The organism is Sphingomonas sp. Leaf242, assembly GCF_001422045.1.
In the GTDB taxonomy this organism is placed as follows: Bacteria; Pseudomonadota; Alphaproteobacteria; order Sphingomonadales; family Sphingomonadaceae; genus Sphingomonas.
Genome location: NZ_LMLW01000011.1, coordinates 114,724 through 140,914, shown reverse-complemented (window position 1 = coordinate 140,914; position 26,191 = coordinate 114,724). Strand labels below are relative to the sequence as shown.

Here is a 26,191-nt window from a genome sequence, read left to right as displayed (position 1 = left end):
CATGACAATCCAGGGCTGGTTCCTGATCCTCGGCTTCGTCGCCATCCTGCTCGCGCTGACCAAACCGGTCGGCCTGTGGCTGTTCGCGCTGTACGAAGGCCGCCGCACTCCGCTCCACGTCGTCCTCGGACCCGTCGAGCGCGGATTCTACAAGCTTGCCGGGATCGATCCGCAGGCCGAGCAGGGCTGGCGGCGGTACGCGCTGCACATGCTCGTGTTCAACGTCGCGTTGATGGCGTTCACCTATGCCGTGCTGCGTCTGCAGGGCGTGCTGCCGGGTAACCCGCAGGGGCTCGCCGGGCTGTCGCCGAACCTCGCGTTCAACACCGCGGTCAGCTTCACCACCAACACCAACTGGCAGAGCTATTCGGGCGAGTCGACGATGTCGAACCTCAGCCAGATGCTCGGCCTGACGATCCACAATTTCCTGAGCGCGGCGACCGGCATCGCGCTGGCGTTCGCGCTGTTCCGCGGGTTCGCGCGGCGTGAATCGAAGGCGATCGGCAATTTCTGGGCCGATATGACGCGCATCACGCTGTATCTGCTGCTGCCGGTGTGCGTCGTCTATACGGTGTTCCTGATCGCATCGGGTGTGCCGCAGACGTTCGCCGCGACGGTCAACGTGACCACGCTCGAAGGCGTCAAGCAGGTCCTCGCGATCGGGCCGGTCGCCAGCCAGGAAGCGATCAAGATGCTCGGCACCAATGGTGGCGGCTTCTTCAACGCGAACTCGGCGCATCCGTTCGAGAACCCGACCGCGCTGGTCAATTTGATCCAGATGCTGTCGATCTTCCTGATCGGGTTCGGCCTGACCTGGACGTTCGGCAAGGCGGTCGGCAACACCAAGCAGGGCTGGGCGATCCTGTCGGCGATGGTGATCCTGTTCCTCGCCGGCGTCACCGTGACCTATTGGCAGGAAGCCGCCGGCAACCCCGTGCTGCATCATCTCGGCGTCGCGGGCGGCAACATGGAGGGCAAGGAGGTCCGCTTCGGGATCGCCGCGTCCGCGTTGTTCTCTGTCGTCACCACGGCGGCCTCGTGCGGCGCAGTGAATTCGATGCACGACAGCTTCACCGCGCTGGGCGGCATGATCCCGTTGTTCAACATCCAGCTGGGCGAGGTCGTGATCGGCGGCGTCGGCGCCGGCATCTACGGCTTCCTGCTGTTCGCGATCCTGGCGGTGTTCGTCGCCGGACTGATGGTCGGTCGCACGCCCGAATATGTCGGCAAGAAGATCGAGAGCCGCGAGGTCAAGCTCGCGGTGCTGGCGATCGCGGTGCTGCCGTTGATGATCCTCGGTCTCACCGCGTTGTCGTCGGTGCTGGCGCAGGGGCTGGCGGGGCCACTCAACAAGGGGCCGCACGGCTTCTCGGAGATCCTCTATGCCTTCACCAGCGCGGTCGGCAACAACGGGTCGGCGTTCGCCGGGCTGAGCGCCAACACGCCCTATTACAACGGCCTGCTGGGCGTTGCGATGTGGGTCGGCCGGTTCTTCATCATCGTGCCGATGCTGGCGATCGCCGGCAGCCTGGCCGCGAAGAAATACACGCCGGAAAGCGCGGGCTCGTTCCCGACGACCGGCGGCCTGTGGGTCGGTCTGCTCGTCGGCATCGTGCTGATCCTGGGTGGCCTGACCTTCCTGCCGAGCCTCGCGCTCGGTCCCATCGCCGATCATCTCGCGATGATCCGCGGCACTTTGTCCTGACGGGGGCGCCATCATGGCCCAGAATTCGCAAAGCCGTTCGCAGAGCAAGAGCCTGTTCACCGCCGACCTGGTGGTGCCGGCGATCACGGCGTCGTTCGTCAAACTCAACCCGAAGGAGCTGATCCGCAACCCGGTGATGTTCGTCACCGCGGTCGTCGCCGCGCTGATGACCGTGCTGCTGGTCGTCGGCCACGACAGCCTGAGCATCGGCTTCAAGCTGCAGCTCGTCATCTGGCTCTGGCTGACGGTGCTGTTCGGTACCTTCGCCGAAGCGCTCGCCGAGGGGCGCGGCAAGGCGCAGGCCGCCTCGCTGCGTGCCACCAAGGCGGACCTCGTCGCCAAGCGCCTGAAAGGCGACGGTCGCGAGCATGAAAGCGTGCCGGCCAGCGCGCTGAAGGTCGGCGACGTGGTGCTGGTCGAGACCAACGACCTGATACCGTCGGACGGCGAGGTCGTGTCGGGGGTCGCCTCGGTCAACGAGGCGGCGATCACCGGCGAGAGCGCGCCGGTGATCCGCGAGGCGGGCGGCGATCGCTCGGCGGTGACCGCGGGGACGCGCGTCATCTCCGACGAGATCCGCGTCAAGGTGACGGTCGAACCCGGCAAGGGCTTTCTCGATCGCATGATCGCGCTGGTCGAGGGCGCCGAGCGGCAGAAGACGCCGAACGAGATCGCGCTGACTCTGCTGCTGGTCGGCCTGACGATCATCTTCCTGATCGCGGTCGGCACGATCCCCGGCTTCACCAGCTATGCGGGCGGCTCGATCCCGGTCGCGATGCTGGCGGCGTTGCTGATCACGCTGATCCCGACGACGATCGCCGCGCTGCTGTCGGCCATCGGCATCGCGGGCATGGACCGTCTGGTGCGCTTCAACGTGCTCGCCAAGTCGGGTCGTGCGGTCGAGGCGGCGGGCGACATCGACGTCCTGCTGCTCGACAAGACCGGCACGATCACGATCGGCGATCGTCAGGCGAGCGAGTTCCGCGCGGTAGGCGGCGCGAGCGATGCCGAGATGGCGGAAGCCGCGCTGATCGCCAGCCTGGCGGACGAAACGCCCGAGGGCCGCTCGATCGTCGTGCTGGCACGCGAGCGGTTTGGCGTCACGACGAGTGTGTTGCCCGATGGCGCGGAAGTGATCCCGTTCACCGCGCAGACGCGGATCTCGGGCGTGCGGATTGCGGACATGCTGGTCCAGAAGGGCGCGGTCGATTCGATCCTGAAGGCCAATCCGGGCGTCGGCCAGACCGCGGCCGCGACCGAACTGCGCCGGATCACCGACGAGATCGCGCGCGCCGGCGGCACGCCGCTGGCGGTCGCCAAGAACGGTCGGCTGCTCGGTGCGATCTTCCTGAAGGACGTCGTCAAGGCGGGCATCCGCGAACGCTTCGGCGAGCTGCGGACGATGGGCATCCGCACGGTGATGATCACCGGCGACAACCCGCTGACGGCGGCGGCGATCGCGGCCGAGGCGGGGGTCGACGACTTCCTCGCCCAGGCTTCGCCCGAGGACAAGCTGGCGCTGATCCGCCAGGAACAGCAGGGCGGCAAGCTCGTCGCGATGTGCGGCGACGGCACCAACGACGCGCCCGCACTGGCGCAGGCCGATGTCGGCGTGGCGATGAACACCGGCACGCAGGCGGCGCGCGAGGCGGGCAACATGGTCGATCTCGACAGCGATCCGACCAAGCTGATCGAGGTCGTCGGCCTCGGCAAGCAGCTGCTGATGACGCGCGGCGCGCTGACGACCTTCTCGGTCGCCAACGACGTGGCGAAATACTTCGCGATCATCCCGGCGATGTTCGTCGTGCTGTATCCGGGGCTCGGCGTGCTCAACGTGATGCGGCTGGGGTCGCCCGAAAGCGCGATCCTGTCGGCGATCATCTTCAACGCGGTGATCATCCCGTGCCTCGTGCCGCTCGCGCTGCGCGGTGTGAAATACACGCCGATGGGGGCGGGCCCGCTGCTCGCGCGCAACCTCGCAATCTACGGACTGGGCGGGCTGATCGCGCCGTTCGTCGGCATCAAGATCATCGACCTTGTGGTCGGTGGCCTCGGCCTCGCATAAGGACAATACCATGGGCAAGGATCTCACCTCCGCACTGCGACCCGCGATCGTCATGACGATCCTGTTCGCGGCACTTCTCGGGCTGGCGTACCCGCTGGCGATGACGGGGATCGGCCAGGCCGTGTTTCCGTCGCAGGCGAACGGCAGTCTGGTGACTCAGAACGGCCAGGTGGTCGGCTCGACGGTGGTCGGTCAGGCGTTCGTCGGGGACAAATATTTCCAGACGCGCCCGTCCGCCGCGGGCAAGGGCTATGACGGGCTGGCGTCGTCGGGGTCCAATTTCGGCCCGGCCTCGCATGCGCTGGTCGACCGGGTGACGCCCGACGTCGCCAAGCGCCGCGCCGAAGGGGTGACCGGGCCGCTGCCCGCCGACCTCGTCACCGCGAGCGGATCGGGGCTCGATCCCGATCTGTCGCCCGCCGCTGCCGCCGTCCAGGCACCGCGCATCGCGCGGGTCCGCGGCATCCCGGTCGACCGGGTGAGGACGATCGTCGCCACTGCGACCGAGACATCGATCCTGGGCGAACCGCACGTCAACGTGCTGGCGATGAACCGCGCGCTGGACGCCCTGCCGCGCTGATGCCGGTCAGCGATCCGGGCAACAGCGACAATCGTCCGGATCCGGATGCCCTCCTGCGTCAGGCCGAGCAGGAGGGGAGGGGGAAGCTCAAGATCTTCCTCGGCGCGGCACCGGGGGTCGGCAAGACCTTCGAGATGCTGTCCGAAGGCGCGGCGCGACGGCGCGACGGTGTCGACGTCGTCATCGGCATCGTCGAGACGCACGGCCGGGTCGAAACCGAACGGCTGACCCGCGGACAGGAAATCGTCCCGCGTCGCGACGTCGCCTATGAAGGGCGCGTCCTGGCGGAAATGGACATCGACGCGATCCTGGCCCGCGCGCCCCGGCTCGCGCTCGTCGACGAACTCGCGCATACCAATGCCCCCGGCAGCCGGCATCCCAAACGCTATCAGGATGTCGAGGAACTGCTGGCGGCGGGGATCGACGTCTATTCGACGATCAACATCCAGCACGTCGAGAGCCTCAACGACATCGTCGCCAGTTTCACGCGGGTTCGGGTGCGCGAGACGGTGCCCGACCGGATCCTCGAACTCGCCGAGATCGAGGTCGTCGATATCCCGCCCGACGAACTGATCGAGCGGCTGAAGGCGGGCAAGGTCTATCTGCCGCACGAGGCGACCCGCGCACTCAGCCATTTCTTCTCCAAATCCAACCTGTCGGCGTTGCGCGAACTCGCGTTGCGCCGCGCCGCGCAGGCGGTCGACGCGCAGATGCTCGATCATGTCCGCGCGATCGGCATCGGCGGGACATGGGCGGGCACCGACCGGATCGTCGTCGCGATCAACGAACTGCCCGGCGTCGACGGCCTGGTCCGCGCGGCCAAGCGGGTCGCGGATGGTTTGCACGGCCCGTGGACGGCTTTGTTCATCGAAACACCGCGCACCGCGCACTTCACCGATGTCCAGCATCAGCGGGTTGCCGCGGCGATGACGCTGGCGACGCAGCTCGGGGCGGCGGTCGCGACGGTGCCGGCCGCGTCGGTGGTCGAGGGTATCCAGGGCTTCCTGATCCACGCGCGCGCGACGCAGTTGGTCGTCGGCAAGTCGCGCCGTACACGTGCGTTCGAATTCATCCACGGATCGATCGTCGACCGGCTGATCCGCGGGACGAGCGGAGTCACCGTCCACGTCCTGCCGATGGAAACCGAAACCAGGACGTCTGCGCTGGCATGGCGGCGGTCGAAGGCGGGCTGGGGCTCGCCGACCGGCTATGCCATCACGCTCGCGCTGGTCGCGGCGATCACGACGGTCGCCAGCGCGTTGTTCCATATCCTCGATCTCGGCAACGTCGCGCTGTTGTACCTGCTGCCGGTGATGGTGGCGGCCAGCCTGTTCGGGTTGCGCACCGGGCTGTTCGCCGGGATCGCGTCGAGCCTCGCCTACAACTTCTTCTTCCTGCCCCCGGTCGGCACGCTGAGCATCAGCAATCCCGAGAACCTGATCTCGATTTTCGTCCTGCTCGGCGTGGCGATCGCGACCAGCCAGCTGACCTCGCGGGTCCGCGCGCAAGCCGATCTGGCGGCGGCGAGCGCGCAGACCAACGCGACGCTGGCGGGGTTCCTGCGGCAGTTGAGTGCGATCAACGATCCGGCGGTGGCGGCGCGGATGATCTGCGACGACGTCGCGCAGGTCTTCGCGGTGCAGTCGGTGTTGCTCGCCCCGACGACCGGCGCCGGGCTGACCGTGCAGGCCGCGAGCACCGCGGACTACCGGCTCGACACGATGGATCTCGCCGCCGCGAACTGGGCGTTCGATGCCGGCGCGGCGGCGGGCAAGGGGTCGGCGACGCTGGCCGCGTCCGAGTGGCTGTTCCAGCCGGTCAAGGCGGGCGGGCGGACGCTCGCGGTGCTCGGGATCGCCCGCGAGAACAGCGGCGATCCGGTTCGCGCCGATCAACTGCCGCTGCTCACCAGTCTGGTCGATCAGTCCGCGCTGGTGCTCGAACGGCTGCGGCTGGAGACCGAGATGCGCGATGTCGACGCGGTGCGGACGCGCGATCGGCTGCGCGCGGCGCTGCTCTCGTCGGTCAGCCACGATCTGCGCACGCCGCTGACCGCGGTGATCGCCGCGGCGAACGAACTCGATCACGGTGCCACCCCCGACCTGATCGCGACGATCAAGACCGAGGCGGCGCGGCTCAACCGGTTCGTCGCCAACCTGCTCGACATGGCGCGGGTCGAGGCGGGGGCGCTCAAGCTCAACATCGAGGCGACCGATCTCAGTGATGCGGTCGCCGGCGCCGCGCACGACGCGCGCCGCGCGCTGGAGGGGCATGCGGTCCGGCTCGACGTGCCGCCCGACCTGCCGCTGGTCAGGGTCGATCCGCAACTGCTGCATCACTGTCTGCTCAACCTGCTCGACAATGCCGGGCGCTACGGCGATCCCGGTACCGAGATCGTCGTCGAGGGGCGGCATCGCTACGGCGAGCTCAGGCTGGCGGTGCTCGACCACGGTGCGGGCCTGCCGCCGGGCCGCGAGGCCGAGGTGTTCGAGACGTTCCGCCGGCTCGAAGGATCGGACCGCGAGATCGTCGGGACCGGGTTGGGGCTTGCCATCGTCAAGGCCTTCGCCGAGGCGATGGGGATGATGGTCGAAGCCGGCAATCGCGTCGATGAACCCGGCGCCGCGTTCACGCTGGTGTTCCCATCCCCTCTCATCGTGCGCAACGTCGCACCCGAAAGCGCGATCTGATGCCCGCCAAGATCCTGGTCGTCGACGACGAAATCTCGATCCGCCGCCTGCTCCGCAACACGCTGGAACGCGCGGGCTATGCGGTGGTCGAAGCGGTCGACGCGCGCAGTGCGATCGCCTGCGCGGCCGCCGAGCACCCGAGCGCGATCCTGCTCGACCTTGGGTTGCCCGATCGCGATGGTCTCAGCTTGATCCCGGTGCTGCGGCGCGACGGCGATGCGGTGATCCTGGTGGTGTCGGCGCGCGACGCGACCGACGAGAAGGTCGCCGCGCTCGATCTCGGTGCCGACGATTTCGTCACCAAGCCGTTCGACAGCGACGAACTGCTCGCGCGGTTGCGTGTCGCGCTGCGGCATCGGGCCACCGCCGACACTGCGCCCAAGCTCGTGCGGAAGGGGGGCCTGACGATCGATCTCGATCGCCGCGTCGTGACGCGCGACGGCGAGGAACTGCATCTGACGCGCAAGGAGCACGAGGTGCTTGCGGTGCTCGCCCGGCACAGTGGGCGCGTCGTCACGCACGACAAGATCATCGCCGCGGCCTGGGGTGGCGATGAGGATCCGCGGATCGAATATCTCCGCATCGTGATCCGCAACCTGCGCCAGAAACTCGAGGCGCCGGATCCGGTCGGCAGCGTGATCGCCAACGAACTTGGGGTCGGCTACCGTCTGCGCACCGACAGCTGAACGGCGATCGGGCCGGTCTGCCCGCTTTCCAGAGACGGGGTAAAGCTGCCATGCGCCGGCGATGATTCGCCTTCCGATCTCTGCACTCGTTTGCGTCCTCCTGTCGTCCGGCGCTGGCATCGCGCAATCGACCCCCGAACCTGCACCCGATATCGTCGTGACCGGGCGCGGGCTGGCGCCGGCACCGGGCGATCGCGCCTACGACATCGTCACGATCGAGCGCGACCGGATCGACGCCAATGCCGGCAACCGGCTGGAGAGCGTGCTCGCCGATGTCGCCGGCTTGCAGCAGTTCCGCCGCTCCGATTCGCGCAGCGCCAACCCGACCAGCCAGGGGATTTCTTTGCGCGGAATCGGCGGCAATGCGTCGAGCCGCGCGCTGCTGATCCTCGATGGCGTGCCACAGGCGGATCCGTTCGGCGGGTGGGTCGCGTTTCCCGCCTATGCGACCGGACGACTGGGCCGCATCCGGGTGACGCGCGGCGGCGGCAGTGGCTATCAGGGGCCGGGCGCTCTCGCCGGTACGGTCGAACTCGAAAGCGCGACGCCGAGCGACCTGACGCCGTTCCAGGGCAGCGTGGCTTATGGCAGCCGGGACTCGGTCGATGCGCAGGGTTCGGCGGCGCTGGTCCGCGAGGGCGGGTTCGCGACGCTGTCCGGCGCCTATGCGCGCGGCGACGGTTTCACGCCGACGGTGGCCGACAGTCGCGGGATCGTCGATCGGCCCGCGCCGTACGAGCAGGCGTCGGGTGCGATCAGGACCGTCGTCGGGATCGGCGCGAAGACCGAGTTGCAGGTGAACGCCAGCGCCTTCACCGACCGGCGCGACCGTGGGGCCGATTTCACCGATAATACGAGCGAGGGCGCCGATGCGAGCATCCGGCTGATCGGGCGCGGCGACTGGGGCTATTCGGCGCTCGCCTATATCCAGACGCGCGCATTCGCGAGCAGCTTCAACAGCATCAATGCCGCGCGCACGACCGCGATCCAGTCGCTGAACCAGTATAATACGCCCGCGACCGGGCTTGGCGGGCGGATCGAGATCCTGCCGCCGCTGGGCGAGAGCATCACGTTGCGGCTGGGCGCAGATGTTCGCGATGTCAGCGGCAAGACGCAGGAACTCTACACCTTCGTCGCGGCGGTCCCGACGCGGCGCCGCGAGGCCGGAGGAAGAACCACCACTACCGGAATCTTCGCGGACGGCAGCGTGGTCGCGGGCGACTTCACTTTCAGCCTGGGCGGACGCGTCGACTGGTGGTCGATCGACGGCGGCTATCTATCCGAACGGCCGCTCGCCGTCGGCCCTGCACTCACGAACCAGCGCTACGCCGATCGCGACGGCAGCGAGACGACCGGCCGCGCCGGTATCGCCTACCAGCCCGCCGATGCGATCACGCTACGCGCCGCGGGGTATCGCGGCTGGCGGTTGCCGACGCTCAACGAACTGTATCGCCCGTTCCGCGTCGGCAACGACGCCACCGCCGCGAATGCACTGCTTTCGCCCGAGCGGCTGACCGGGGTCGAGGGCGGCGTCACGCTGGCGCCCGCGCGAAGTGTCAGCATTGCTGCGACCTATTTCTACAACCGGCTCAAGGACGCCATCGCCAACGTCACGACCACCAGCCCGGCGCAGGTCCTGCCCGGCGTGACGACCTACCGCGTCCGCCAGAATCTCGATGCGATCCGCGCGCACGGGTTCGAACTCGATGCGTCGTATCGTCCCGGTCCACTCGGCGTGCAGGCGTCGTGGTCGCATACCAATTCGACCGTCGAGGGATCGGGGATCACCGCAGCGCTCGACGGATTGCGGCCGGCGCAGATGCCGCGCGACGCGGTGTCGGGAACGGTCGACTGGCACCGCGATGCCGCCGCGCTCTCGCTGACCTTGCGCCATATCGGTAGGCAGTTCGACGACGACCAGAATACGCGGGTGCTCGCGCCCGCGACCACGCTCGACGGCTATGCCGCGCTGCCGATCATGCGGTCGCTGGTCGCCGAGCTGCGTGCCGAAAACATGTTGAACGAGCGGGTCGAGGCGGGGATCAGCGGCGCCAACATCGTCGAGCGCGCGACGCCGAGGACGATCTGGGTCGGGGTCCGCTACGGCCTGCGTTGACCCGTGCCTGGGCTGCGACTAATGGCGGTGACGTGAAGGGTTCCCGGCGACGGGATCAAAAGGGAAGTCGGTGCGCGGGAGGGTCGTCATGACCAGAGCCGCAAGACCGGCGCTGTACCCGCAACTGTGACCGGATAGCGGCCACCCCGGATATGCCACTGGGTGACAGCCTGGGAAGGCGGGGTGGGCGCGAAGACCCGGAAGCCAGGAGACCTGCCTCTCACGGTCGATCCACTGCGCGGGCGGGTGTCCGGCGCGGACGAGAGGCCCCCATGGGGCATCCTCGAGCGAGAGACGTCTGGCCGCACTGCGAATGGTCGCAGGCGGTTCTGTTCAGGACGTGCCCGATGACGAAAACATTCCTACTTCTGAGCGCGGCGGCAGCAATCGCGTCGCCCGCCTACGCACAATCCATTCCCGATGGCGATACGCCCGAACTGGTCGTCACCGCCGCCCGCGTCGCGCAACCGGCTAGCGAAGTCGGCCAGGCGGTGACGGTGATCGACCGCACCGAGATCGAACGCCGCCAGACGACGGTGGTGTCCGACCTGCTCGCGACCACGCCGGGCGTCACCGTCACGCGCAACGGCTCGGTCGGCGCGCTGACCGGCGTGCGGATCCGCGGCGCCGAATCCGACCAGACCTTGGTCGTGATTGACGGCGTCCGCGTCAACGATCCGTCGTCGACCGGGGGCGGCTTCAACTTCGCCAACCTGTTGTCGAGCTCGGTCGAGCGGATCGAAGTGTTGCGCGGGCCGAACTCGGTGCCGTGGGGCAGCCAGGCGATCGGCGGCGTGGTCAACATCATCACCGCGACGCCGACCGAAGGCGTGCAGGCCCGCGCCAACGCCGAATATGGCTATGCCGACAGCGTGTTCGCGAGTGCGGGCGTGTCGGGCGCGAAGGGGCCGGTCTCGGGCTCGCTGACCGGCGGCTATCTGCGGACCGACGGCATCTCGTCGGCGGCGAGCGGCACCGAGCGCGACGGGTATCGCCAATATGGCGCGGCGGGGCGGCTGGGCGTCGAGTTCGCGCCCGGGATCGGCCTCGACCTGCGCGGCTATTATGCGGACAGCAAGGTCTACATCGACGGCTTTCCGGCGCCCGATTTTGTCCTGGCGGACGACCCCGAATATTCGAAGACGCAGGAGATCTACGGCTATGCCGGGCTTCATGCGAACTTCGCCGATGGCCGGTTCAACAATCGCGTGGCGTTCACGATCGCCGACATCAACCGCGACAATTACGATCCGACCTTCGGCACCGACCCGAGCTTCATCGGTCGCGGCCGCAGCGAGCGCTACGAATATCAGGGCGACTTCCGCCCGCTCGACCAGGTCCGTGTCGTCGCCGGCGTCGAGCGCGAGAACAGCCGCTATAACGACGGCTTCAGCTACGCCGACACCGGCATCACCAGCGTTTATGGCCAGTTGATCGTCAAGCCGATCGATATCCTCACGCTGACCGGCGGCGTCCGCAACGACGACCACGACGATTTCGGCAGTCACACGACGTTCGGCGCCAATGCCGCGCTGGCGTTGCGGACCGGCACCACCGTCCGCGCGAGCTATGGCGAGGGCTTCAAGGCACCGACCTTGTACCAGCTCTTCTCCGATTACGGGAACCGCGGTCTCGATCCGGAAACCGCGCGCAACTTCGATATCGGCGTCGAGCAGGCGTTTCTCGGTAACCGGGCGCGCGTCGGCGTCACCTATTTCAACCGACGCACGCGCAACCAGATCGACTTCCGCGATTGCAGTCCGACCGAGCTGACGACACCCGGTTCGATCTGCGCCAATCGTCCGTTCGGCGTGTACGACAACGTCGCGCGTGCCGAGGCCGACGGCGCCGAGTTCACGCTGGCGCTGCGCCCGGTCGATGCGCTGACGCTGACCGCGAACTACAGCTATATCCACACCGAAAACCGGTCGATCGGCGACGATTTCGGCAAGACCCTCGCGCGGCGACCCGAGCAGACCGCGAGCGTCAACGCGGATTACCGGTTCCCGTTCGGGCTGTCGATCGGCGGCACGGTAACGATGGTCGGCGACAGTTTCGACGACTCCGCCAATGCGGTGCGGCTCGATGGCTATGCGCTCGGCGGCGTCCGGGCGGAGTTCCCGATCGGCGAGCGGTTCGCGGTCTATGGCCGCGTCGATAACATCACCGACGCGTCGTACCAGACGATCGCCGGCTACGGCACCTATGGTCGGGCGGCCTATGGCGGCGTGCGGTTGCGTCTGAAGTGAACCGCGCGGCGATCCTCCTCGCGCTGCTGGTCGCGTCGACGCTCGGGGGCTGCTCCGTGCCGCCGGGCGGACGGGGCGGCGGGGGGATCGTCTCGACCAATCCATGCGTCGATGCGGTGCTGGTGCGGATCGTGCCGGCATCGCGGATCGCGGCGATCAGTCATTATTCGCAGGATCCGGGCGGGACATCGATCCCGCTCGACGTCGCGCGTCGGTTTCGCGCCACCGCCGGCACCGCGGAGGAGGTGATCGCGCTGCACCCCGATCTCGTCATCGCCAGCACCTACACGCCCGCGGCGACGCAGGCGGCGTATGCGCGGGCCGGACTGAAGACGCTGCTGCTCGGCATTCCCGACTCGATTGCCGAGAGCCAGGCGCAGGTCACCCACATCGCCGATGCGGTGGGGGCGCCGACCGGTGGCGCGCGGATCAATGCCGATATCGATCGCGCCGTCGCCAAGTGGACGCGGCGCAGCGCCAACCCGCCGAGCGCGCTGCTGTATATCACCGGCGATCTGGCGACCGGCGACGGCACCTTGCTGACCGACATGATGACCCGCGTCGGGTTGCGCAACGCCGCGGTACGCTACGGCCTGACGCATACCGGCACGCTGGCGGCGGAGACGATCGTCACGCAGCCGCCCGATGTCGTCATCGCCTCGGAGCGCGTCGGGCGGGGGGCGGCACTGCGCCATCGGCTTTTGCCGACCACGCCGCAAGCGGTGTTTCCGCGTGTGTTGATCAACTGCGGCGGGCCGACGATCCCGCCGGCGCTCGAGCGGCTGGCTGTGATAAGGGCGGGGCTGTGATGCGCGCGAACCCGATCGAGACCCTTCCTACTGGCCACCACCCCGGCGAAGGCCGGGGCCCAATTGGGAAGGCCAGAGTAATGGAGCGCTGCGCATGGTCACGACCGTCTCCCCATTGGGCCCCGGCCTTCGCCGGGGTGGCGGCTGGGCGTGGAGCGCTAGCAGGCGGGGACGCGCGGCAATGACCCGCACGCTGAAACTGCTCGCGCTCGGCCTGCTCGTGATCGCGCTGTTCGGTGTTTCGCTCGGCTGCGGGAAGGTCTCGGTGCCGCCGTCCGCGTGGTTCTCGGCCGATCCACGCTGGTGGATCATCCTCGAACTGCGCCTGCCGCGCGCGGTGCTCGGGCTCGCCCTGGGGGCGACGCTCGGTCTGTCGGGTGCGGTGCTGCAAGGCTATCTGCGCAATCCGCTCGCGGACCCGGCGGTGGTCGGCGTGTCGTCGGTCGCAGCGCTCGCCGCGGTCGCCGCGATCGTCTTCGGGGTCGGCACCGGGCCCGGCATCTTCGTCGCGGCGATGCTCGGGGCGGGCGGCGCGGTCGCGCTGCTCGCCGCGCTGACCTGGCGATCGTCGAGTGCGATCACCTTCATCCTCGCCGGCACCGTGCTGACCAGCCTCGCCGGCGCGCTCACCGCGTTCCTGATCTCGATCGCGCCGAACCCGTATGCGGTGGCGGAGGTCATGGACTGGTTGATGGGCGCGCTGACTGACCGCGGGTGGACCGACGTATATTCCGCGCTGCCGCCCATGCTGTTCGGGACGATCCTGTTGCTGACGACCGGGCGATCGCTCGACTCGCTGTCGCTCGGCGAGACGGCGGCGCGGTCGCTCGGCGTACGGATGGGCCGCATCCGCGTGCTCGTCGTGCTGGGAACCGGACTCGTGGTCGGCGCGGGCGTGGCGGTGACGGGCGTCATCGGCTTCGTCGGCCTGATCGTGCCGCACATGCTGAGACCGATATTCGGACACCGGCCGGGCGCGCTGCTGCTACCGTCGGCGTTGGGCGGCGCGGCGCTCGTGCTGGCCGCGGACAGCATCGTGCGGCTTGCGCCCGGCGCGGGAGAAGTGCGGCTGGGCGTGGCGATGGCGATGATCGGTGCACCGTTCTTCCTCGGGCTGCTGTTCAGGGAACGGGGACGCGCATGGATCTGATCGTCGATCGTCTGAGCGTGAAGCTCGGCAAGCGCACCGTGCTGGACGACATATCCGCGCATCTGCGCCCCGGCCGCGTGACCGCGATTCTCGGGCCCAACGGCGCCGGCAAGAGCACGCTGGTCAAGGCGGCGGCCGCGCTCGTCGGCTATGCGTCCGGTAGCGTCAGGCTCGGCACGCAGGAGGTCCGGGCGATGGACCCGAAGGTGCGCGCGCGCGCGATCGGCTATCTGCCGCAGGATGCGACCGTGCATTGGAACATCGTCGCGCGCGACGTCGTGGCGCTTGGGCGGTTGCCGCACCGCGGCGCGCATGCCGCCGCGTCGCCTACCGATCACGCGGCGATCGCGCGTGCGCTGCACGACACCGAAACGACGCATCTGGCGGATCGTCCGATCGCCGAACTGTCCGGCGGCGAGCGCGCCCGCGTCCTGCTCGCGCGCGTGCTGGCGGGAGAGCCGCGCTGGCTGCTGGCCGACGAACCGCTCGCCAGCCTCGATCCGTCGCACCAGATCGACCTGCTCGCGCGCCTGCGTACTTATGCGGCGGGCGGGGCGGGCGTGGCGATCGTCCTCCACGACCTCGTCCAGGCCCAGCGCACCGCCGATGACGCTCTGCTGATAGCGGACGGTCGGGTCGTGGCGTTCGGTCCGGTCGCCGATGTCCTCACGCCCGTTACGCTCGGGCAGGTTTTCGGCGTTCGCGTCGCGACGTTGGAGGACGAGGACGGTCGCCTGTTCGTGCCCGTCGGCCGCATCGAACCGGCATAGACGGTCGACGCGCCCCGTTCGTCGCACTATCCCGCACCCGGTGATCGACATTCCTGCCCCGCTCCGCCTGCGCCTCGACGGCGACGCCCTCGTCCAGAACTGGCGCACGCTCGACCGCATGAGTGGGCGCGCCGCCTGCGGTGCGGCGGTCAAGGCGAACGGCTACGGCCTCGGGGCGATCGAGGTTGCGCGCCGCCTCGCCAACGCGGGCTGTCGCGATTTCTTCGTCTCCAACTGGCAGGAAGCCGCCGAGCTCGCGCCGCTCGGGCTGACGGTATCGGTGCTCCATGGCGTCCGCGACGAGGACATGGCGGCGGCGTTGGCGGGGTTTGCCCGCCCGGTCCTGAGTACCGTGGGCCAGGTCGGGCGCTGGAAAGCCGCTGGCGGCGGGCCGTGTGACGTCATGGTCGACACCGGCATGAATCGCCTGGGTGTGTCCACCGACGACATCGCCGCGGGTCTGCTCGACGGCCTCGAACTCGAAACGCTGATGAGTCACCTGGCCTGTGCGGACGAAGAGTCGGCGATGAACGAGGTCCAGCGCAATTACTTCGCCGCGCTTGTCGGTCGCACGTCGGCGCGTCGGCTGAGCCTCGCCAATTCTGCGGGGATCGGTCTGGGGACGGACTATGCGTTCGATCTGACCCGGCCGGGGTTGGCGTTGTATGGCGGCGTGCCGCGATCGAGCCTTGCCTCCGCCATCGAGCCCGTCGCGATGGTCGAGGCGCAGGTGTTGCAGCGGCGTCGCGTGTCGGTCGGCGAAACGGTCGGGTACAACGCGACCTGGACGGCAGCCGCGGATACTGACGTCGCGATCGTCAATCTCGGCTATGCGGATGGATATTTCCGCGGGTTCTCGGACCGCGGCACGGCGTGGGCAGGGACGGTCGAGCTGCCTGTAATCGGCCGCGTTTCGATGGATCTGCTCGCGGTGCGGGTCGACGACGCTGACGGGCTGGCCGAAGGCGACTGGATCGCAGTCGACCGCGATCTGTCACGGGCCGCGACGCGGTCGGGTATGTCGCAGTACGAGCTGCTGACCTCACTCGGCCGACGGCTCGACCGACTATGGTCGGACGCGTGATCAGGCCTGCGTTTCCGGCCCCGTCCAGGCATCGAACGGCCGTTTGCGGATCCACCGCGTCGCCAGCCATTTGACGCCCTGCACCACGGGAAGTCCGGCGTGCAGCGACTGGGGATCGGTCGTATCGTCCGCCAGCGTGTTGGTGAAGGACACCGCATCGCCGGCCTTCGGGCGGATCGTGACGCCGAGTTTGGGGAAGTGCGTCTCGCCACCGGCAAAACCTTCGTTGAGGTAGATCAGCACGGTTTTCGTGCGCTGGTTGCGCGCGGTGCCGATGGCGTCGAAATGCGGGCGGAACTGTTGTCCGGGGCGATAGCGCAGGATCGTCAATGCCTCGCCCTGGGCGATATCCGTCGCGGTGATCGTCGCGAGCCGCTGGTTGATCGCGCGTACGACGAGGCTCTCGCGCATCGGCCCGATTACCGCGCCATCGGACGTGCGTACGGGGTGGGTAATGGCACGCCCGGTACGCGGATCGACCACGCCGGCGGACAAAAGCAGATCGTTTGCGGCGTTGGCCAGATGTGCGCATTCCTCCCTGGTCAGCAGCGCGGGAAAATGGCGGATTTCCGGCTGCGTGCCGAGACGAGCCGATGCCGGTTCGGCGGCAGGGTGGCCATCTGCGGTCAGGCGCATCGCGTCGAGCAGGGCCATGTGCTGCGCGGCGACGGGATCGGAACGTGCAGCGACCGCCAATAGCGTCCGCGCGGCGTGCCACGACGCAGGCGAACCCGATCCGTTCGCGGTCAGCGCGATTTCCAGCAAGGCGGCATCGACATGGCCGATCGCTACGGCGCGACGCAGGATTTCGCGTGCCTGGCGAAGATCGCGCGGCACCGGGCCGCCGGTCAGGTTCCAACTCGCAAGCCGGAACAGTGCGTCGACGTCGCCCTGTTCCGCGGCGGCGGCGACGATCGACACGGCTCGCACGGTCTGCCCGGCGGCGAGCAACCGGTCGGCTTCGATCAGGAGCGTTTCGCTGTTCATCCAGCGGGTTCTATCCGCAATGGCCCGGGGCGGGCAAAAAAAAGGGGCCGGCGACATCGCCGACCCCAAGAGTGATCATCGCAAAACGGCGATCAGAACTTCGCGGTGAAGCCCGCATAGAAGCGACGGCCGACCGGCTCGTAGATGCCGGTGCCCGCACCGATACCCGTCGAACCCAGCGGTGGACGCGTGTTGGTGACATTGTCGACCCCGAGGTAGAAGTTCGAACCACCCTCGACGTTCACGCCCAAGCGCAGGTCGTGATACGTGACCGACTTGTAATACAGGATATCGGCATAGTCGGCGTTCTCAGGCGGACGACCCTGCAGCGAATTGACGTCCTCATACGTGTTGAGGTTCATGCGCGACAGATACCGGAACTGATAACCGACATACACCGTCCCGGCGCTGGCGTTCACGCTAACGTTGAAGGCGTCCTTAGGCTGGCCGACTTCGCCGAGCAGACGGTTTGCCCGGTTAGGATCGGTCGGGTCGAGGAACGAGTCGTTCTGGAGCGCGTGGGTCCAGATGAAGTGGGCCGTGACGTTCTTGTTGTCACCGAAACGACGCGTGTAGCTGAGGTCGGTGTTGATGCCGCGAACCTTCAGCTTGGCGTAGTTCAGCGTCGTCTGCTGAAGGCTGCCTTCGATGATCCGGTAGGGTTCCTCTCCGACCGGGCCGGTAGCGCCCGCTGCGACGCGCTGGAACAGGCCGCAGAACTGGTTCTGCAGGTTTGCCGCGTCGTAGCAGCCGTTGACGATCTGCTGCGCGCTTGGCGCGGTGATCACGTCGTTGACCTGGATGTTGTAGTAGTCGACCGACAGCGTCAGGCCCGGAACGTAGCTTGGCTGGTATACGCCGCCGTACGTGTACGAGTCCGACTTCTCGACCTTCAGCGTGGGATTGCCGCCGCTCTGGATCTCCAGCGACGACTGGTAGATGTAGTCGTACGCACCAGCGCCCGTGGTGGGGATGCCGGCCGCCGCGCAGTTCGCTGCACGCGTCGAAGACCCCGTGCCGATCTGACGTGCCGCGCACGGATCGACGAAGGTTGCAAAGTTCTGACCCAGTGGCGAATACAGATCCTGCAGGTTCGGCGCCCGCACGGCCCGCGCATATTGCGCACGGAAGCGAAGATCGGCGATCGGCGAATAATCTACGCCTGCATTGTAGGTGTAGTTGGTACCGGCTGTGCCCTTGTAGTCGGAGACACGGCCAGCGCCGCTGAGCGTCAGTTCCTTGATAAGTGTGATGTCGGCCAGCAACGGGACGCGAAGCTCGCCGTACGCTTCCTTCACGGTAAACGACGTGGGGTTGAAGGCCGCAATCGCATTATAGAAGGTGTAACCCGATGCCACGAGCGGATCAGCCTGGAATTTGGCGGTTTCACGACGATATTCGCCGCCGACCGAGAACCCGATAGGACCACCCGGCAGGGTCAGGAACTGGCTCGTGTCACCCGACATGTAGCCGATGAGATCGAGCTGCGTGATCTTGCCGACCGAAACCGTGTCCTGAAGGACGTAGTTCTTTGCCGCCTGCGAGATGTTGCCCAGCCCGAACGGATTGACCGGCTGGCAGGCGGCGATGTCTGCTGCCAGCACCGCCGGGTTGCCGCCGATGTCGGGGCCGCCCGTTATGCCAAGATTGGCGCGGCTCGGGTCGATCTGCGAACCGCAGACGATCTGGCCGGCCGCATTGCGGACCGCGTCCATGCCGAGCAGGAAGCGCTGCACGTTCAGGTTGCCGAGAACCTTGGTGCGCTCCTTGAACTGACCATAGTTGCCCGATACCTCGTACTTCCAGTCGCCATTGAACGTGCCACGCACGCCGCCGACGATGCGGTAGGTCTCGCGCTTGGCCTCCTCGGTGCGAACACCGAGATCGAGCAGGTTGCGACGGAAGGGAATGCGCGTTGCGTTGGTGAGGGGCAGCCCGGCAAGCGCATATTGCTGCGCGATCACGCCACGCGCCTGATCGGTCAGATACGGGTTGTCGTAACGTGGACGCTCGTACAGCAAGTCAAGCGTCGAGCCCTGGAAGAATGCAGGACCGCTACCGCCCGAGCTGACCGAGTTGGTGCGGACATACTTGGCTTCGATAAACGGCACGAATGCGTCCGAGATATCGAAATGCGCGATCAGGTTTGCCGAATACCGATCTTGCTGAGGCAGGATCTGAAGGTTCTGGCCTTCACGTAGAGTGTCGCCGTTGCCACCAATGAGCGAGCCGTTAGGCGCCAGGCCTGCGCGCGCGCCGGTCTGCTGAACCAGCGAACCATCCGGGCGGAAGAAATACGGGCAATCGAATGCCGCGTTGGTCGAGTCGCGACCGCAACGACCTGCGCCAGCGCCGGCACGGCCGTTGAACAGGATGGTGCCCGTATTGGACAGCGTGACCGGACGGATGTCGCGGTAGAAGACGCGATCGGGAATGCCGTCGCTGCCGTTCGGCGTGCCTGCGGGGTCGGTATCGACGACGACGAAGTTGTTGACGGTGCGCAGATCCTTGCGCTGCGACGCGTAGAGGCTGTTCTGGCGGGCATATTCGAGGTTGACCGCGACGTTGCCGCGACCGTCGGCGAAGTTCTTGCCGGCGAGGATGCTGCCGTAATAGGAGCCTGCGTCACCCTTCTGGCTGATGCCGCCCTGGCCGTGTGCGACCAGACCTTCGTAGTTCTGCTTGAGCTTGAAGTTGACCACGCCCGCGATCGCGTCCGACCCGTAGATCGCCGAGCTGCCGCCGGTGATGACGTCGACGCTGTCGATCAGGTCGGTCGGGAAGGTGTTGACGTCCGGCGACACCGCGTTGTTGAGGATGTCGGCACCAACGTGACGACGACCGTTGACGAGCACCAGCGTCCGCTGCGTGCCGAGGCCATACAGATCGATCAGGCTCAAGCCACCCGTCCCCAGAAAACGAGTCGAGTTCTGCTGGCTGAACGTGTTGGCGAGCGCTGGCAGGTTGTTCAGGACGTCGCCGACCGAGATGTTGCCGGTCTGCTGCAGTTCCACGGCGCTGATCGAGGTGATCGGTGCAGTCGAAACGCCGTTGGGGTTCGAAATACGCGAACCCGTGACGGTGATTTCCTGGGTATTGGTATCTTCAGCGGGCGCGGCCTGCGACGCCACGGTGGGCGATGCCGTAGCGGCGTCGGTCGCCGCTTGCGTCGTGGTATCCGGCGCGGTCTGCGCTGCCGCGTAGGACGGAAGGCCGGCCAGCACGCTCACGAGCGCCGTGGCGCCGAGAAGACGATACATGTTCATGGTTAAAGTTGCCCCGTTTGTAATTTTGATACCGAATACAAACGGGTATGAAGTGTTAGTGCAAGCTCCGGTTCATGTTGACGTCACTCCCACACTGTTTTGTCGAGCAATGTGACATAAGCGTCACATTGCTACCAAAGTGGGTTTAACGCTCGACGCACATCGCGATACCCATGCCGCCGCCGATGCAGAGCGTCGCCAGTCCGCGCTTCGAATCGCGCTTCTGCATTTCGTAGATCAGCGTGGTCAGGACGCGGGCGCCGCTGGCGCCGATGGGGTGGCCGATGGCGATCGCGCCGCCGTTGACGTTGACCTTCGATGCGTCCCAGCCGAGTTCCTTGCCGACCGACAGGGCTTGCGCCGCGAAGGCTTCGTTGGCCTCGATCAGGTCCAGGTCGGCTAGCGTCCAGCCGGCCTTCTCCAGCGCGCGCTTGGTGGCGGGGACGGGGCCGATGCCCATGATCGAGGGGTCGACGCCGGCCGAGGCCCAGCTCCTGATCGTCGCGAGGATGGTCGAGCCGCGGCGTTCGGCTTCGTCGCGGCGCATCATGACGAGCGCGGCGGCGCCGTCGTTCAGGCCGCTGGCGTTGGCAGCGGTGACCGTGCCGTCCTTCTTGAACGCGGGCTTCACGCCCGAGACGCTCTCGATCGTCGCGCCGGCGCGGATGTATTCGTCGTCGGCCACCACCGTGTCGCCCTTGCGGCCCTTGATCGTGACGGGTGCGATCTCGTCCTTGAAGCGGCCTGAGCCGCGCGCGGCCTCCGCCTTGTTCTGCGAGGCGACCGAGAAGGCGTCCTGCTCGCCGCGCGTGACCTGGTATTGCTCGGCGAGGTTCTCGGCGGTGATGCCCATGTGATAGCCGTTGAAGACGTCGGTCAGGCCGTCGCTGACCATCGTGTCGACTAGGCTCAAGTTGCCCATCTTCTGGCCGCCGCGGATCGACTGCGCGTGTGCGGAGAGCGACATCGATTCCTGTCCACCCGCGACGACGATGGTCGCGTCGCCGGTCTGGATCGCCTGTGCCGCGAGTGCGACCGCGCGCAGGCCTGAGCCGCAGACTTGGTTGACGCCCCAGGCGGGGATTTCCTTCGGGACGCCCGCCGCCATCGAGGCCTGGCGGGCGGGATTCTGGCCCTGGGCTGCGGTGAGGACCTGGCCGAGGATCACTTCGGAGACATCCTCACCGGCGACGCCGGCCTGTTCGAGCGCGGCTTCGATCGCGATGCGGCCGAGTTCGTGTGCTGGGGTGGCAGCGAACGCGCCGAGGAAGCTGCCGACGGGGGTGCGCTTGGCGGCGGTGATGACGACGTCGGTGGGAAGCTGGTCTGTCATGTCGGGATCCTCTTTGTTTGGACCCCATGTAGGTCAGTCGAGAGCGGCGATCCAGTTGGCGAGCGGTTCCCAGAGGCGCGAGCGTGCGGAGCGGCCGACGATCATGCCGACATGGCCCGCGCCGAGATCGCGGCGGTCGGCGAGGCCGATCGCGGTCGCGGCGGGGACGATGCGGTCGCTGAGCGAGACGAACTCGACCGTGGGGCAGGCGAGCGCGCGCGGATCGACTGGGGTGCCGGCGATGACCCAGGCGCCTTTGCCGGGCAGGTCGTTGGCGATGCAGTCCTCGAACAGCGACGCGGCGGCGGCGTAGGGCAGGGGGGCGCCGGCGTTGGCCCAATCCTCGAGTCGGACGAACGCGCGTGCTGTGTCGCTGTTTGGGGCGAGGTCGGCGAAGGCTTCGTATTTGGCGATCGTGCGCGCGGGGTCGAGTTGCCAGAAGCCGGCTTGCAGGACTTCCATCGGGAGAACGCCGAGTAGCGCGGCGGCGGGCTGGACTGCGGCCCAGGTCGCGGCCAGCGTGGGCCGGCCCTCGCCATACCCCGCGAAGTGCCACGGCGCGGCGATTGTCGCGACCCCTGCCACCGGCGTGATCGCAGCGGCGCCAAGCGCGAGCGTGCCGCCGAGGCAATAGCCGACCAGCACCGGCGGCTCGGGCAGCGCCTGAAGCAGCGGGACCAGCAACTGTTCGACATGCGTCGCCAGGTCGTGGTCGCGGTCCTCGGGGCCGGGCGATCCCCAATCGACCAGCAAAGCGTGAAAACCTTGCGCGGCAATCCACCGCAACAGCGAAGTGTCTGGGGAATGATCGAGAATATCAGGCGGATTTATCAGCGACGGGACGAACACGACGGGACGGCCTTCGCCACCATAATCGCGCAATGCGACGCGTCCGGCACGGTGGATCGCAGGCTTCCGATCGGGGCGCTTCTCTCGCGGCGCGCCTTGATACGCGCGCAATCCCGCTAGCGCGCGGGCCATCCGGTCGGGCGATGCTGCGGTCTCGCTGCGCAGCACGGATAGGAACAAGGGTAAGGGCCTCGGACCTTGTTGCGGTGCGTCATCAAAGACTGTAGCCTCCGTTTCAAACATAAGACGGGGGATCCATGAAGAAGCAACCGGCTGCCGACGGAATCGTCATCATCAAGAAATACGCCAACCGGCGGCTCTATAACACCGAGTCGTCATCCTACATCACGCTGGATCATCTCGCGACGATGACCCGCGAGGGGCGCGACTTCAAGGTGGTCGATGCGAAGACCGACGAGGACATCACGCACAACGTCTTAACACAGATCATCATGGAAGAGGAGAGCCGCGGCGAGACGATGATGCCGGTAAACTTCCTCCGCCAGCTGATCTCGATGTACGGCGATTCGATGCAGACGATGGTGCCGGGGTATCTGGAGGCGTCGATGGACAGCTTCCGCCGCAATCACGACCAGTTCAAATCCGCGGTCGAGGGCGCGTTCGCGAACTCGCCCTTCGCCGATCTGGCCAAGCGCAACCTCGAGATGTTCGACGTCGCGACCCAGGCGTTCAAGCCCGGTGCCGCGGGGGGCGTCGCACCGGCGGCCGCGCCCGCCAGCAAGGACGACGAGATCGCCGCGCTGCGCAGCGAACTCGCCAAGTTGCAGGAAAAGGTCGAGAAGCTCGGCTGACTGATGGCGCCGGTGTTGTGGAGTGCGAGTGGCGGGCTGGCCGCGCTCGCCGTCATCGCGGGGTTCGGGGAACGGCGCAGGCGACGGCGGCGCGATCCGGACTCGGTCGGCTGGGTGGACTGGCCGACGGTGCAGATGCTGGCGTTGATCGCGCTTGCGGTGACAGTCGGGCTGGCGATCAAGACCTGAACGCGCGGTCGTTCCTCAGATAGACGACGGTGTGCCAGCTGTTCCGCGGAGTCGTGAAGACGGGGCGGTAATCGCGCGCGAGCGCCGCCTTGACCGCGCGCAGGCTGCCGCGGTTCCAGATCGACAGGCGCCGGTCGGACGTGACGATCACCGGTGGTCGCCTGGCGAGGATGCGGCGGACTTCGGCGGCTTCGTCGATCCCGGTCGCGCCCTGTTCGGTGTCGTAGGCGAGCAGATTGGGGAAGGCGTAGGCGGTCGGGAGGCACGCGTGCGCGAGATGATAGGTGATGGTGTCGCCGATGAAGACGTACGGGCATTCGCGGCCGCTGTTCGCTTCGACGACATGCGCGACCGCGTAGGCGCCGGCAGCGTCGCTGGGATGGAGCAGGCGTTTGGCGATCAGGATCGCGATCGCCACGCCCAGGGTCAGGATCAGCAAGCGGATCGAACGCCCGAGGGTGGGCGCGGCAAGGATCGCCAGCGGCGCGACCAGCGGCAGCGCGTAATGGTCGAAGAACGTGCCGATCGCGAAGAACCCCGCCAGCGCAAAGCCGAGCCAGGCGTAACCGACCAGCATCGTTTCGCCTGCCACGCCGCCGCGCGGTCGGGTCCGCCACGTCAGGATCGCGGCGAGGATCAGCGGCGACAGCTGCGCGGCGATGCCGAGCAACCGCATCGCGAGATCGCTCGCCGAATAGCCCCTGCGCAGCGCGATCGACGTGACGTTGGCGAACCAAAACGCATCGAATACCGCCGGGCCCTGCGCGCGGTACCAACCGGTCGCGGCGAGCGTCGGTGCCAGACCCATCACCGCCCACACCGTCGCTGCAAGGATGAGGTGTCGCCATTTTGCGCGGGTGCGCGCGAGGAACCAGATGTGCGCCAGGCCGAACGCCGCGCCTTCGAACATCGGCGTGTATTTCAGCTGGATCGCGATTCCTGCGAGCAGGCAGGCGGCGATACCGCTGACGACGATCGCGCGGGTCTGGCCGGCGGCGGCCTTGGCGGGGAGCTGGAGCGTCAGCAGACCGGCGACCGCCATCGGCAGATTGTAGAAGACGGGGGCCTGCCCACCGATGCCGCCGACCAGCGCGATGACCAGCAGATAGGCGGTCGCTGCACCGAGCGCGCCGCGATCGCTTGCACCGATAGTCCTTGCCGCGCGGGCGACGACGATCGCGGTCGCCCAGGCGCACAAGGTCGCCATCAGCTGGTAGGCGAAGATGCCGTTGCCGGGGAGCGTCCGGATGCCGGCGAACAGCAGGAACAGCCCGATCGGCTTGCGATCCCAGATGTCGATATAGGGCACCGCGCCGTGCAGCAGGCGATCGCCGACGAGCAGATAATATTGCTGGTCGGGATCGATCACCGGATTGCCGAAATCCCATGCCCGGACCGCCAGCGCAACCAGCAGCAGGATCAGCGCCTGCACCCACCGATTGCGCGGCATCAGTAGAAATTCCGCAGAGTAAGGGCGCGTGTCGAACCGTCGCACAGCCCGAGATTGACGACGCGGCCGGGTGCGCCGGCCGACCAGGCGGCGATTGGATTTGTCGCGTAATCTCGGGGTACCGCCGCGCCATCGATCGTGCAGATCATCTCGCCGTCCTTCCAGTTAGCGGCTGCGGGGCCGCCGCGCATGACGTGGAGCACCTTCAGCCGATCGTTCTCGATGCCAACGAGCAACCCGCTGGTCGAGCGCAGCGGCGGCCGGTCGGCGCGGGGGCCTCGGCGGAGGATCATCCGGCGTGCGCCGGGATCGAGCAGCACGCGGTAGTTCTGGAGAAAGCCCGAGCCGATCCGGCCGGCGGTGCCGATCGCCTGGGAAAATCCGCCTGCGGGCTCGATCCGCACTTCGGCTTCGCGCGCGACCAACGCGCCGACGCGCAGGTCGGGGACGATTCCGAGGCCGCTGACGGTGGGGCCAGCCAAGCCGAACGCGATCGCGGTGGTGGTCGGCAGCGCCTTCAGGTTCGCGGCGTGCCATCCGGCGGCGGTGACGGTGATCGACGAGCCGTCGCCGGTATCGACGACGATCGGCGCAAGGCGTCGGCCGCCGAGCGTGATCGTGCTCTCGTAAACGGTGCGTTCGGTCGACACGCGGAGCGGTGCGGTCTCGCCCTTGAACGGCATGCGGCCCGAGCGGAGCAGGCGAAAGCGGTGCGCGGCGTAATCGATATCGAGCGCGTACCCCGAGAGCAGGTCTGCGCCGACGAGCAGGTCGACTGCGGCGGCGCTGCCGGTGGCGATCGCGGGAAGGCTCGCGACGGTCACGCCGCCGCCGGTCCGCGCGAGCCCGCCTAGTGCCAGCGAGCGCGTCGGCATCCAGCCGAGCGCGACCGACCCGCCGATCGCGCTGGCGTTGCCGCCGGCGACCAGCTTGGCGGGATCAAGCGCGGGGGAGGCCTTGGCGAGCAAGGTATAGCTGACTCCGGTATCGAGGATCGCGGTGACCTTTCGGCCATCGAGCTGCATCGTGAAGCGGATCTGGTTGCCGGGGGTGAGATCGAACGGCACCCAGCGCGCCTCGGCATCGGTGGCGAGATGATAGACGCCGCGGTCGCGCGCCTCGGGGGAGATGGCGGGCGTCGGCACGGTCGGCTCGCGTGCGGAGACGATGATGACCGCGAACAGCGGGACGAGCGTGAGAAGAGCGCGACGCATGTGGGGGTGTCCGTAGCGGGTCGGTGGCGGCGTACAAGCTGGCGCTTCGCCGGGCGGGTTGGCGACCGGGTGCGCGCTGCGCTCGTTATGTGGATCCGGTCCTGCCAATCCGATCGAACACTCCTCCGGGAAGGCGGGAGTCCAGGGTTACGGGCGGCGGCGTTCGGGGCTCCTGGCCCCCCGCGTT

General features: G+C 67.6%; 19 protein-coding genes and 1 riboswitch. Of the genes, 13 read left to right on the top strand and 6 right to left on the bottom strand.

The genetic code is table 11. The features are described from left to right. Nucleotide 1 precedes the first annotated feature (1 nt). From kdpA to alr, 11 genes are all read left to right on the top strand, one after another. Nucleotides 2-1,705, top strand: a complete 1,704-nt coding sequence (gene kdpA, locus ASF09_RS16565) for a potassium-transporting ATPase subunit KdpA (protein WP_060527210.1) — start codon at nucleotides 2-4, stop codon at nucleotides 1,703-1,705. 13 nt (nucleotides 1,706-1,718) lie between these two features. Beyond that, nucleotides 1,719-3,770 carry a potassium-transporting ATPase subunit KdpB gene (gene kdpB / locus ASF09_RS16560; protein ID WP_060527209.1) on the top strand — a complete coding sequence of 684 codons (2,052 nt, stop codon included), beginning with the start codon at nucleotides 1,719-1,721 and terminating at the stop codon, nucleotides 3,768-3,770. Nucleotides 3,771-3,780: 10 nt separating this feature from the next. Continuing rightward, nucleotides 3,781-4,350, top strand: a complete 570-nt coding sequence (gene kdpC / locus ASF09_RS16555) for a potassium-transporting ATPase subunit KdpC (RefSeq protein WP_060527340.1) — start codon at nucleotides 3,781-3,783, stop codon at nucleotides 4,348-4,350. Next, nucleotides 4,350-7,040 (top strand): sensor histidine kinase, encoded by a 2,691-nt coding sequence (locus tag ASF09_RS16550; protein ID WP_060527208.1) that lies wholly within the window; start codon nucleotides 4,350-4,352, stop codon nucleotides 7,038-7,040. Before kdpC ends, ASF09_RS16550 begins: the two co-directional genes overlap by 1 nt. Then, a complete protein-coding gene (locus ASF09_RS16545) occupies nucleotides 7,040-7,726 on the top strand; it encodes a response regulator transcription factor (RefSeq protein WP_060527207.1) in 687 nt (228 codons plus the stop codon). Before ASF09_RS16550 ends, ASF09_RS16545 begins: the two co-directional genes overlap by 1 nt. A 61-nt stretch (nucleotides 7,727-7,787) precedes the next feature. After that, on the top strand, nucleotides 7,788-9,842 hold the full coding sequence (locus ASF09_RS16540; RefSeq protein WP_060527206.1) for a TonB-dependent receptor: 2,055 nt from the start codon (nucleotides 7,788-7,790) through the stop codon (nucleotides 9,840-9,842). Between the two features lie 20 nt (nucleotides 9,843-9,862). Continuing rightward, nucleotides 9,863-10,077: riboswitch (cobalamin riboswitch) on the top strand. Nucleotides 10,078-10,189: 112 nt separating this feature from the next. Then, a complete protein-coding gene (locus ASF09_RS16535) occupies nucleotides 10,190-12,091 on the top strand; it encodes a TonB-dependent receptor plug domain-containing protein (protein WP_060527205.1) in 1,902 nt (633 codons plus the stop codon). Then, a complete protein-coding gene (locus ASF09_RS16530; RefSeq protein ID WP_060527204.1) occupies nucleotides 12,088-12,900 on the top strand; it encodes an ABC transporter substrate-binding protein in 813 nt (270 codons plus the stop codon). Before ASF09_RS16535 ends, ASF09_RS16530 begins: the two co-directional genes overlap by 4 nt. Before the next feature lie 181 nt (nucleotides 12,901-13,081). After that, nucleotides 13,082-14,050 carry a FecCD family ABC transporter permease gene (locus ASF09_RS16525; RefSeq protein ID WP_060527203.1) on the top strand — a complete coding sequence of 323 codons (969 nt, stop codon included), beginning with the start codon at nucleotides 13,082-13,084 and terminating at the stop codon, nucleotides 14,048-14,050. Continuing rightward, entirely contained in the window at nucleotides 14,041-14,820 is a 780-nt protein-coding gene (locus ASF09_RS16520; RefSeq protein WP_060527202.1) for an ABC transporter ATP-binding protein, read from the top strand. The genes ASF09_RS16525 and ASF09_RS16520 overlap by 10 nt, the downstream gene beginning before the upstream one ends. A 49-nt stretch (nucleotides 14,821-14,869) precedes the next feature. Beyond that, on the top strand, nucleotides 14,870-15,904 hold the full coding sequence (alr, locus tag ASF09_RS16515) for an alanine racemase (RefSeq protein ID WP_060527339.1): 1,035 nt from the start codon (nucleotides 14,870-14,872) through the stop codon (nucleotides 15,902-15,904). On the opposite strand, the gene ASF09_RS16510 is transcribed toward alr, so the two are convergent. The 4 genes from ASF09_RS16510 to ASF09_RS16495 form a co-directional block, all read right to left on the bottom strand. Continuing rightward, a complete protein-coding gene (locus ASF09_RS16510; RefSeq protein WP_060527201.1) occupies nucleotides 15,905-16,891 on the bottom strand; it encodes a 2OG-Fe(II) oxygenase in 987 nt (328 codons plus the stop codon). 92 nt (nucleotides 16,892-16,983) lie between these two features. Further along, nucleotides 16,984-20,151, bottom strand: coding sequence for a TonB-dependent receptor domain-containing protein (locus ASF09_RS16505; protein ID WP_235529865.1), 3,168 nt, complete (start codon nucleotides 20,149-20,151; stop codon nucleotides 16,984-16,986). 151 nt (nucleotides 20,152-20,302) lie between these two features. Beyond that, a complete protein-coding gene (locus ASF09_RS16500) occupies nucleotides 20,303-21,490 on the bottom strand; it encodes an acetyl-CoA C-acetyltransferase (RefSeq protein WP_060527199.1) in 1,188 nt (395 codons plus the stop codon). Nucleotides 21,491-21,523: 33 nt separating this feature from the next. Continuing rightward, the gene (locus ASF09_RS16495; protein ID WP_235529864.1) at nucleotides 21,524-22,519 is read right to left on the bottom strand and encodes an alpha/beta fold hydrolase; all 996 of its coding nucleotides are present in this window, start codon (nucleotides 22,517-22,519) and stop codon (nucleotides 21,524-21,526) included. Nucleotides 22,520-22,596: 77 nt separating this feature from the next. Between ASF09_RS16495 and phaR the strand changes: the two genes are divergently transcribed. Both phaR and ASF09_RS16485 read left to right on the top strand, forming a co-directional pair. Then, the gene (phaR, locus tag ASF09_RS16490; RefSeq protein WP_060527198.1) at nucleotides 22,597-23,151 is read left to right on the top strand and encodes a polyhydroxyalkanoate synthesis repressor PhaR; all 555 of its coding nucleotides are present in this window, start codon (nucleotides 22,597-22,599) and stop codon (nucleotides 23,149-23,151) included. A 3-nt stretch (nucleotides 23,152-23,154) separates the two neighbouring features. After that, entirely contained in the window at nucleotides 23,155-23,340 is a 186-nt protein-coding gene (locus tag ASF09_RS16485; protein ID WP_060527197.1) for a hypothetical protein, read from the top strand. Here the strand turns inward: ASF09_RS16485 and ASF09_RS16480 are convergent. Together ASF09_RS16480 and ASF09_RS16475 are read right to left on the bottom strand one after the other, a co-directional pair. Continuing rightward, nucleotides 23,330-24,790 (bottom strand): hypothetical protein, encoded by a 1,461-nt coding sequence (locus ASF09_RS16480; RefSeq protein WP_060527196.1) that lies wholly within the window; start codon nucleotides 24,788-24,790, stop codon nucleotides 23,330-23,332. The two genes, ASF09_RS16485 and ASF09_RS16480, sit on opposite strands and share 11 nt — an antisense overlap. Continuing rightward, nucleotides 24,790-26,004, bottom strand: a complete 1,215-nt coding sequence (locus tag ASF09_RS16475) for a hypothetical protein (protein ID WP_060527195.1) — start codon at nucleotides 26,002-26,004, stop codon at nucleotides 24,790-24,792. The genes ASF09_RS16480 and ASF09_RS16475 overlap by 1 nt, the downstream gene beginning before the upstream one ends. Nucleotides 26,005-26,191 lie beyond the last annotated feature (187 nt).

Excerpts from the sequence above, each read along its gene's own strand:
- ASF09_RS16480 (WP_060527196.1), bottom strand. The coding sequence starts at position 24,790 with ATGCCGCGCAATCGGTGGGTGCAGGCGCTGATCCTGCTGCTGGTTGCG.
- kdpA (WP_060527210.1), top strand. The coding sequence starts at position 2 with ATGACAATCCAGGGCTGGTTCCTGATCCTCGGCTTCGTCGCCATCCTG.
- ASF09_RS16525 (WP_060527203.1), top strand. The coding sequence starts at position 13,082 with ATGACCCGCACGCTGAAACTGCTCGCGCTCGGCCTGCTCGTGATCGCG.
- ASF09_RS16500 (WP_060527199.1), bottom strand. The coding sequence starts at position 21,490 with ATGACAGACCAGCTTCCCACCGACGTCGTCATCACCGCCGCCAAGCGC.
- ASF09_RS16545 (WP_060527207.1), top strand. The coding sequence starts at position 7,040 with ATGCCCGCCAAGATCCTGGTCGTCGACGACGAAATCTCGATCCGCCGC.
- ASF09_RS16475 (WP_060527195.1), bottom strand. The coding sequence starts at position 26,004 with ATGCGTCGCGCTCTTCTCACGCTCGTCCCGCTGTTCGCGGTCATCATC.
- kdpC (WP_060527340.1), top strand. The coding sequence starts at position 3,781 with ATGGGCAAGGATCTCACCTCCGCACTGCGACCCGCGATCGTCATGACG.
- ASF09_RS16510 (WP_060527201.1), bottom strand. The coding sequence starts at position 16,891 with ATGAACAGCGAAACGCTCCTGATCGAAGCCGACCGGTTGCTCGCCGCC.
- ASF09_RS16485 (WP_060527197.1), top strand. The coding sequence starts at position 23,155 with ATGGCGCCGGTGTTGTGGAGTGCGAGTGGCGGGCTGGCCGCGCTCGCC.
- ASF09_RS16550 (WP_060527208.1), top strand. The coding sequence starts at position 4,350 with ATGCCGGTCAGCGATCCGGGCAACAGCGACAATCGTCCGGATCCGGAT.
- ASF09_RS16520 (WP_060527202.1), top strand. The coding sequence starts at position 14,041 with ATGGATCTGATCGTCGATCGTCTGAGCGTGAAGCTCGGCAAGCGCACC.
- ASF09_RS16535 (WP_060527205.1), top strand. The coding sequence starts at position 10,190 with ATGACGAAAACATTCCTACTTCTGAGCGCGGCGGCAGCAATCGCGTCG.
- kdpB (WP_060527209.1), top strand. The coding sequence starts at position 1,719 with ATGGCCCAGAATTCGCAAAGCCGTTCGCAGAGCAAGAGCCTGTTCACC.
- ASF09_RS16540 (WP_060527206.1), top strand. The coding sequence starts at position 7,788 with ATGATTCGCCTTCCGATCTCTGCACTCGTTTGCGTCCTCCTGTCGTCC.
- phaR (WP_060527198.1), top strand. The coding sequence starts at position 22,597 with ATGAAGAAGCAACCGGCTGCCGACGGAATCGTCATCATCAAGAAATAC.
- ASF09_RS16505 (WP_235529865.1), bottom strand. The coding sequence starts at position 20,151 with ATGTATCGTCTTCTCGGCGCCACGGCGCTCGTGAGCGTGCTGGCCGGC.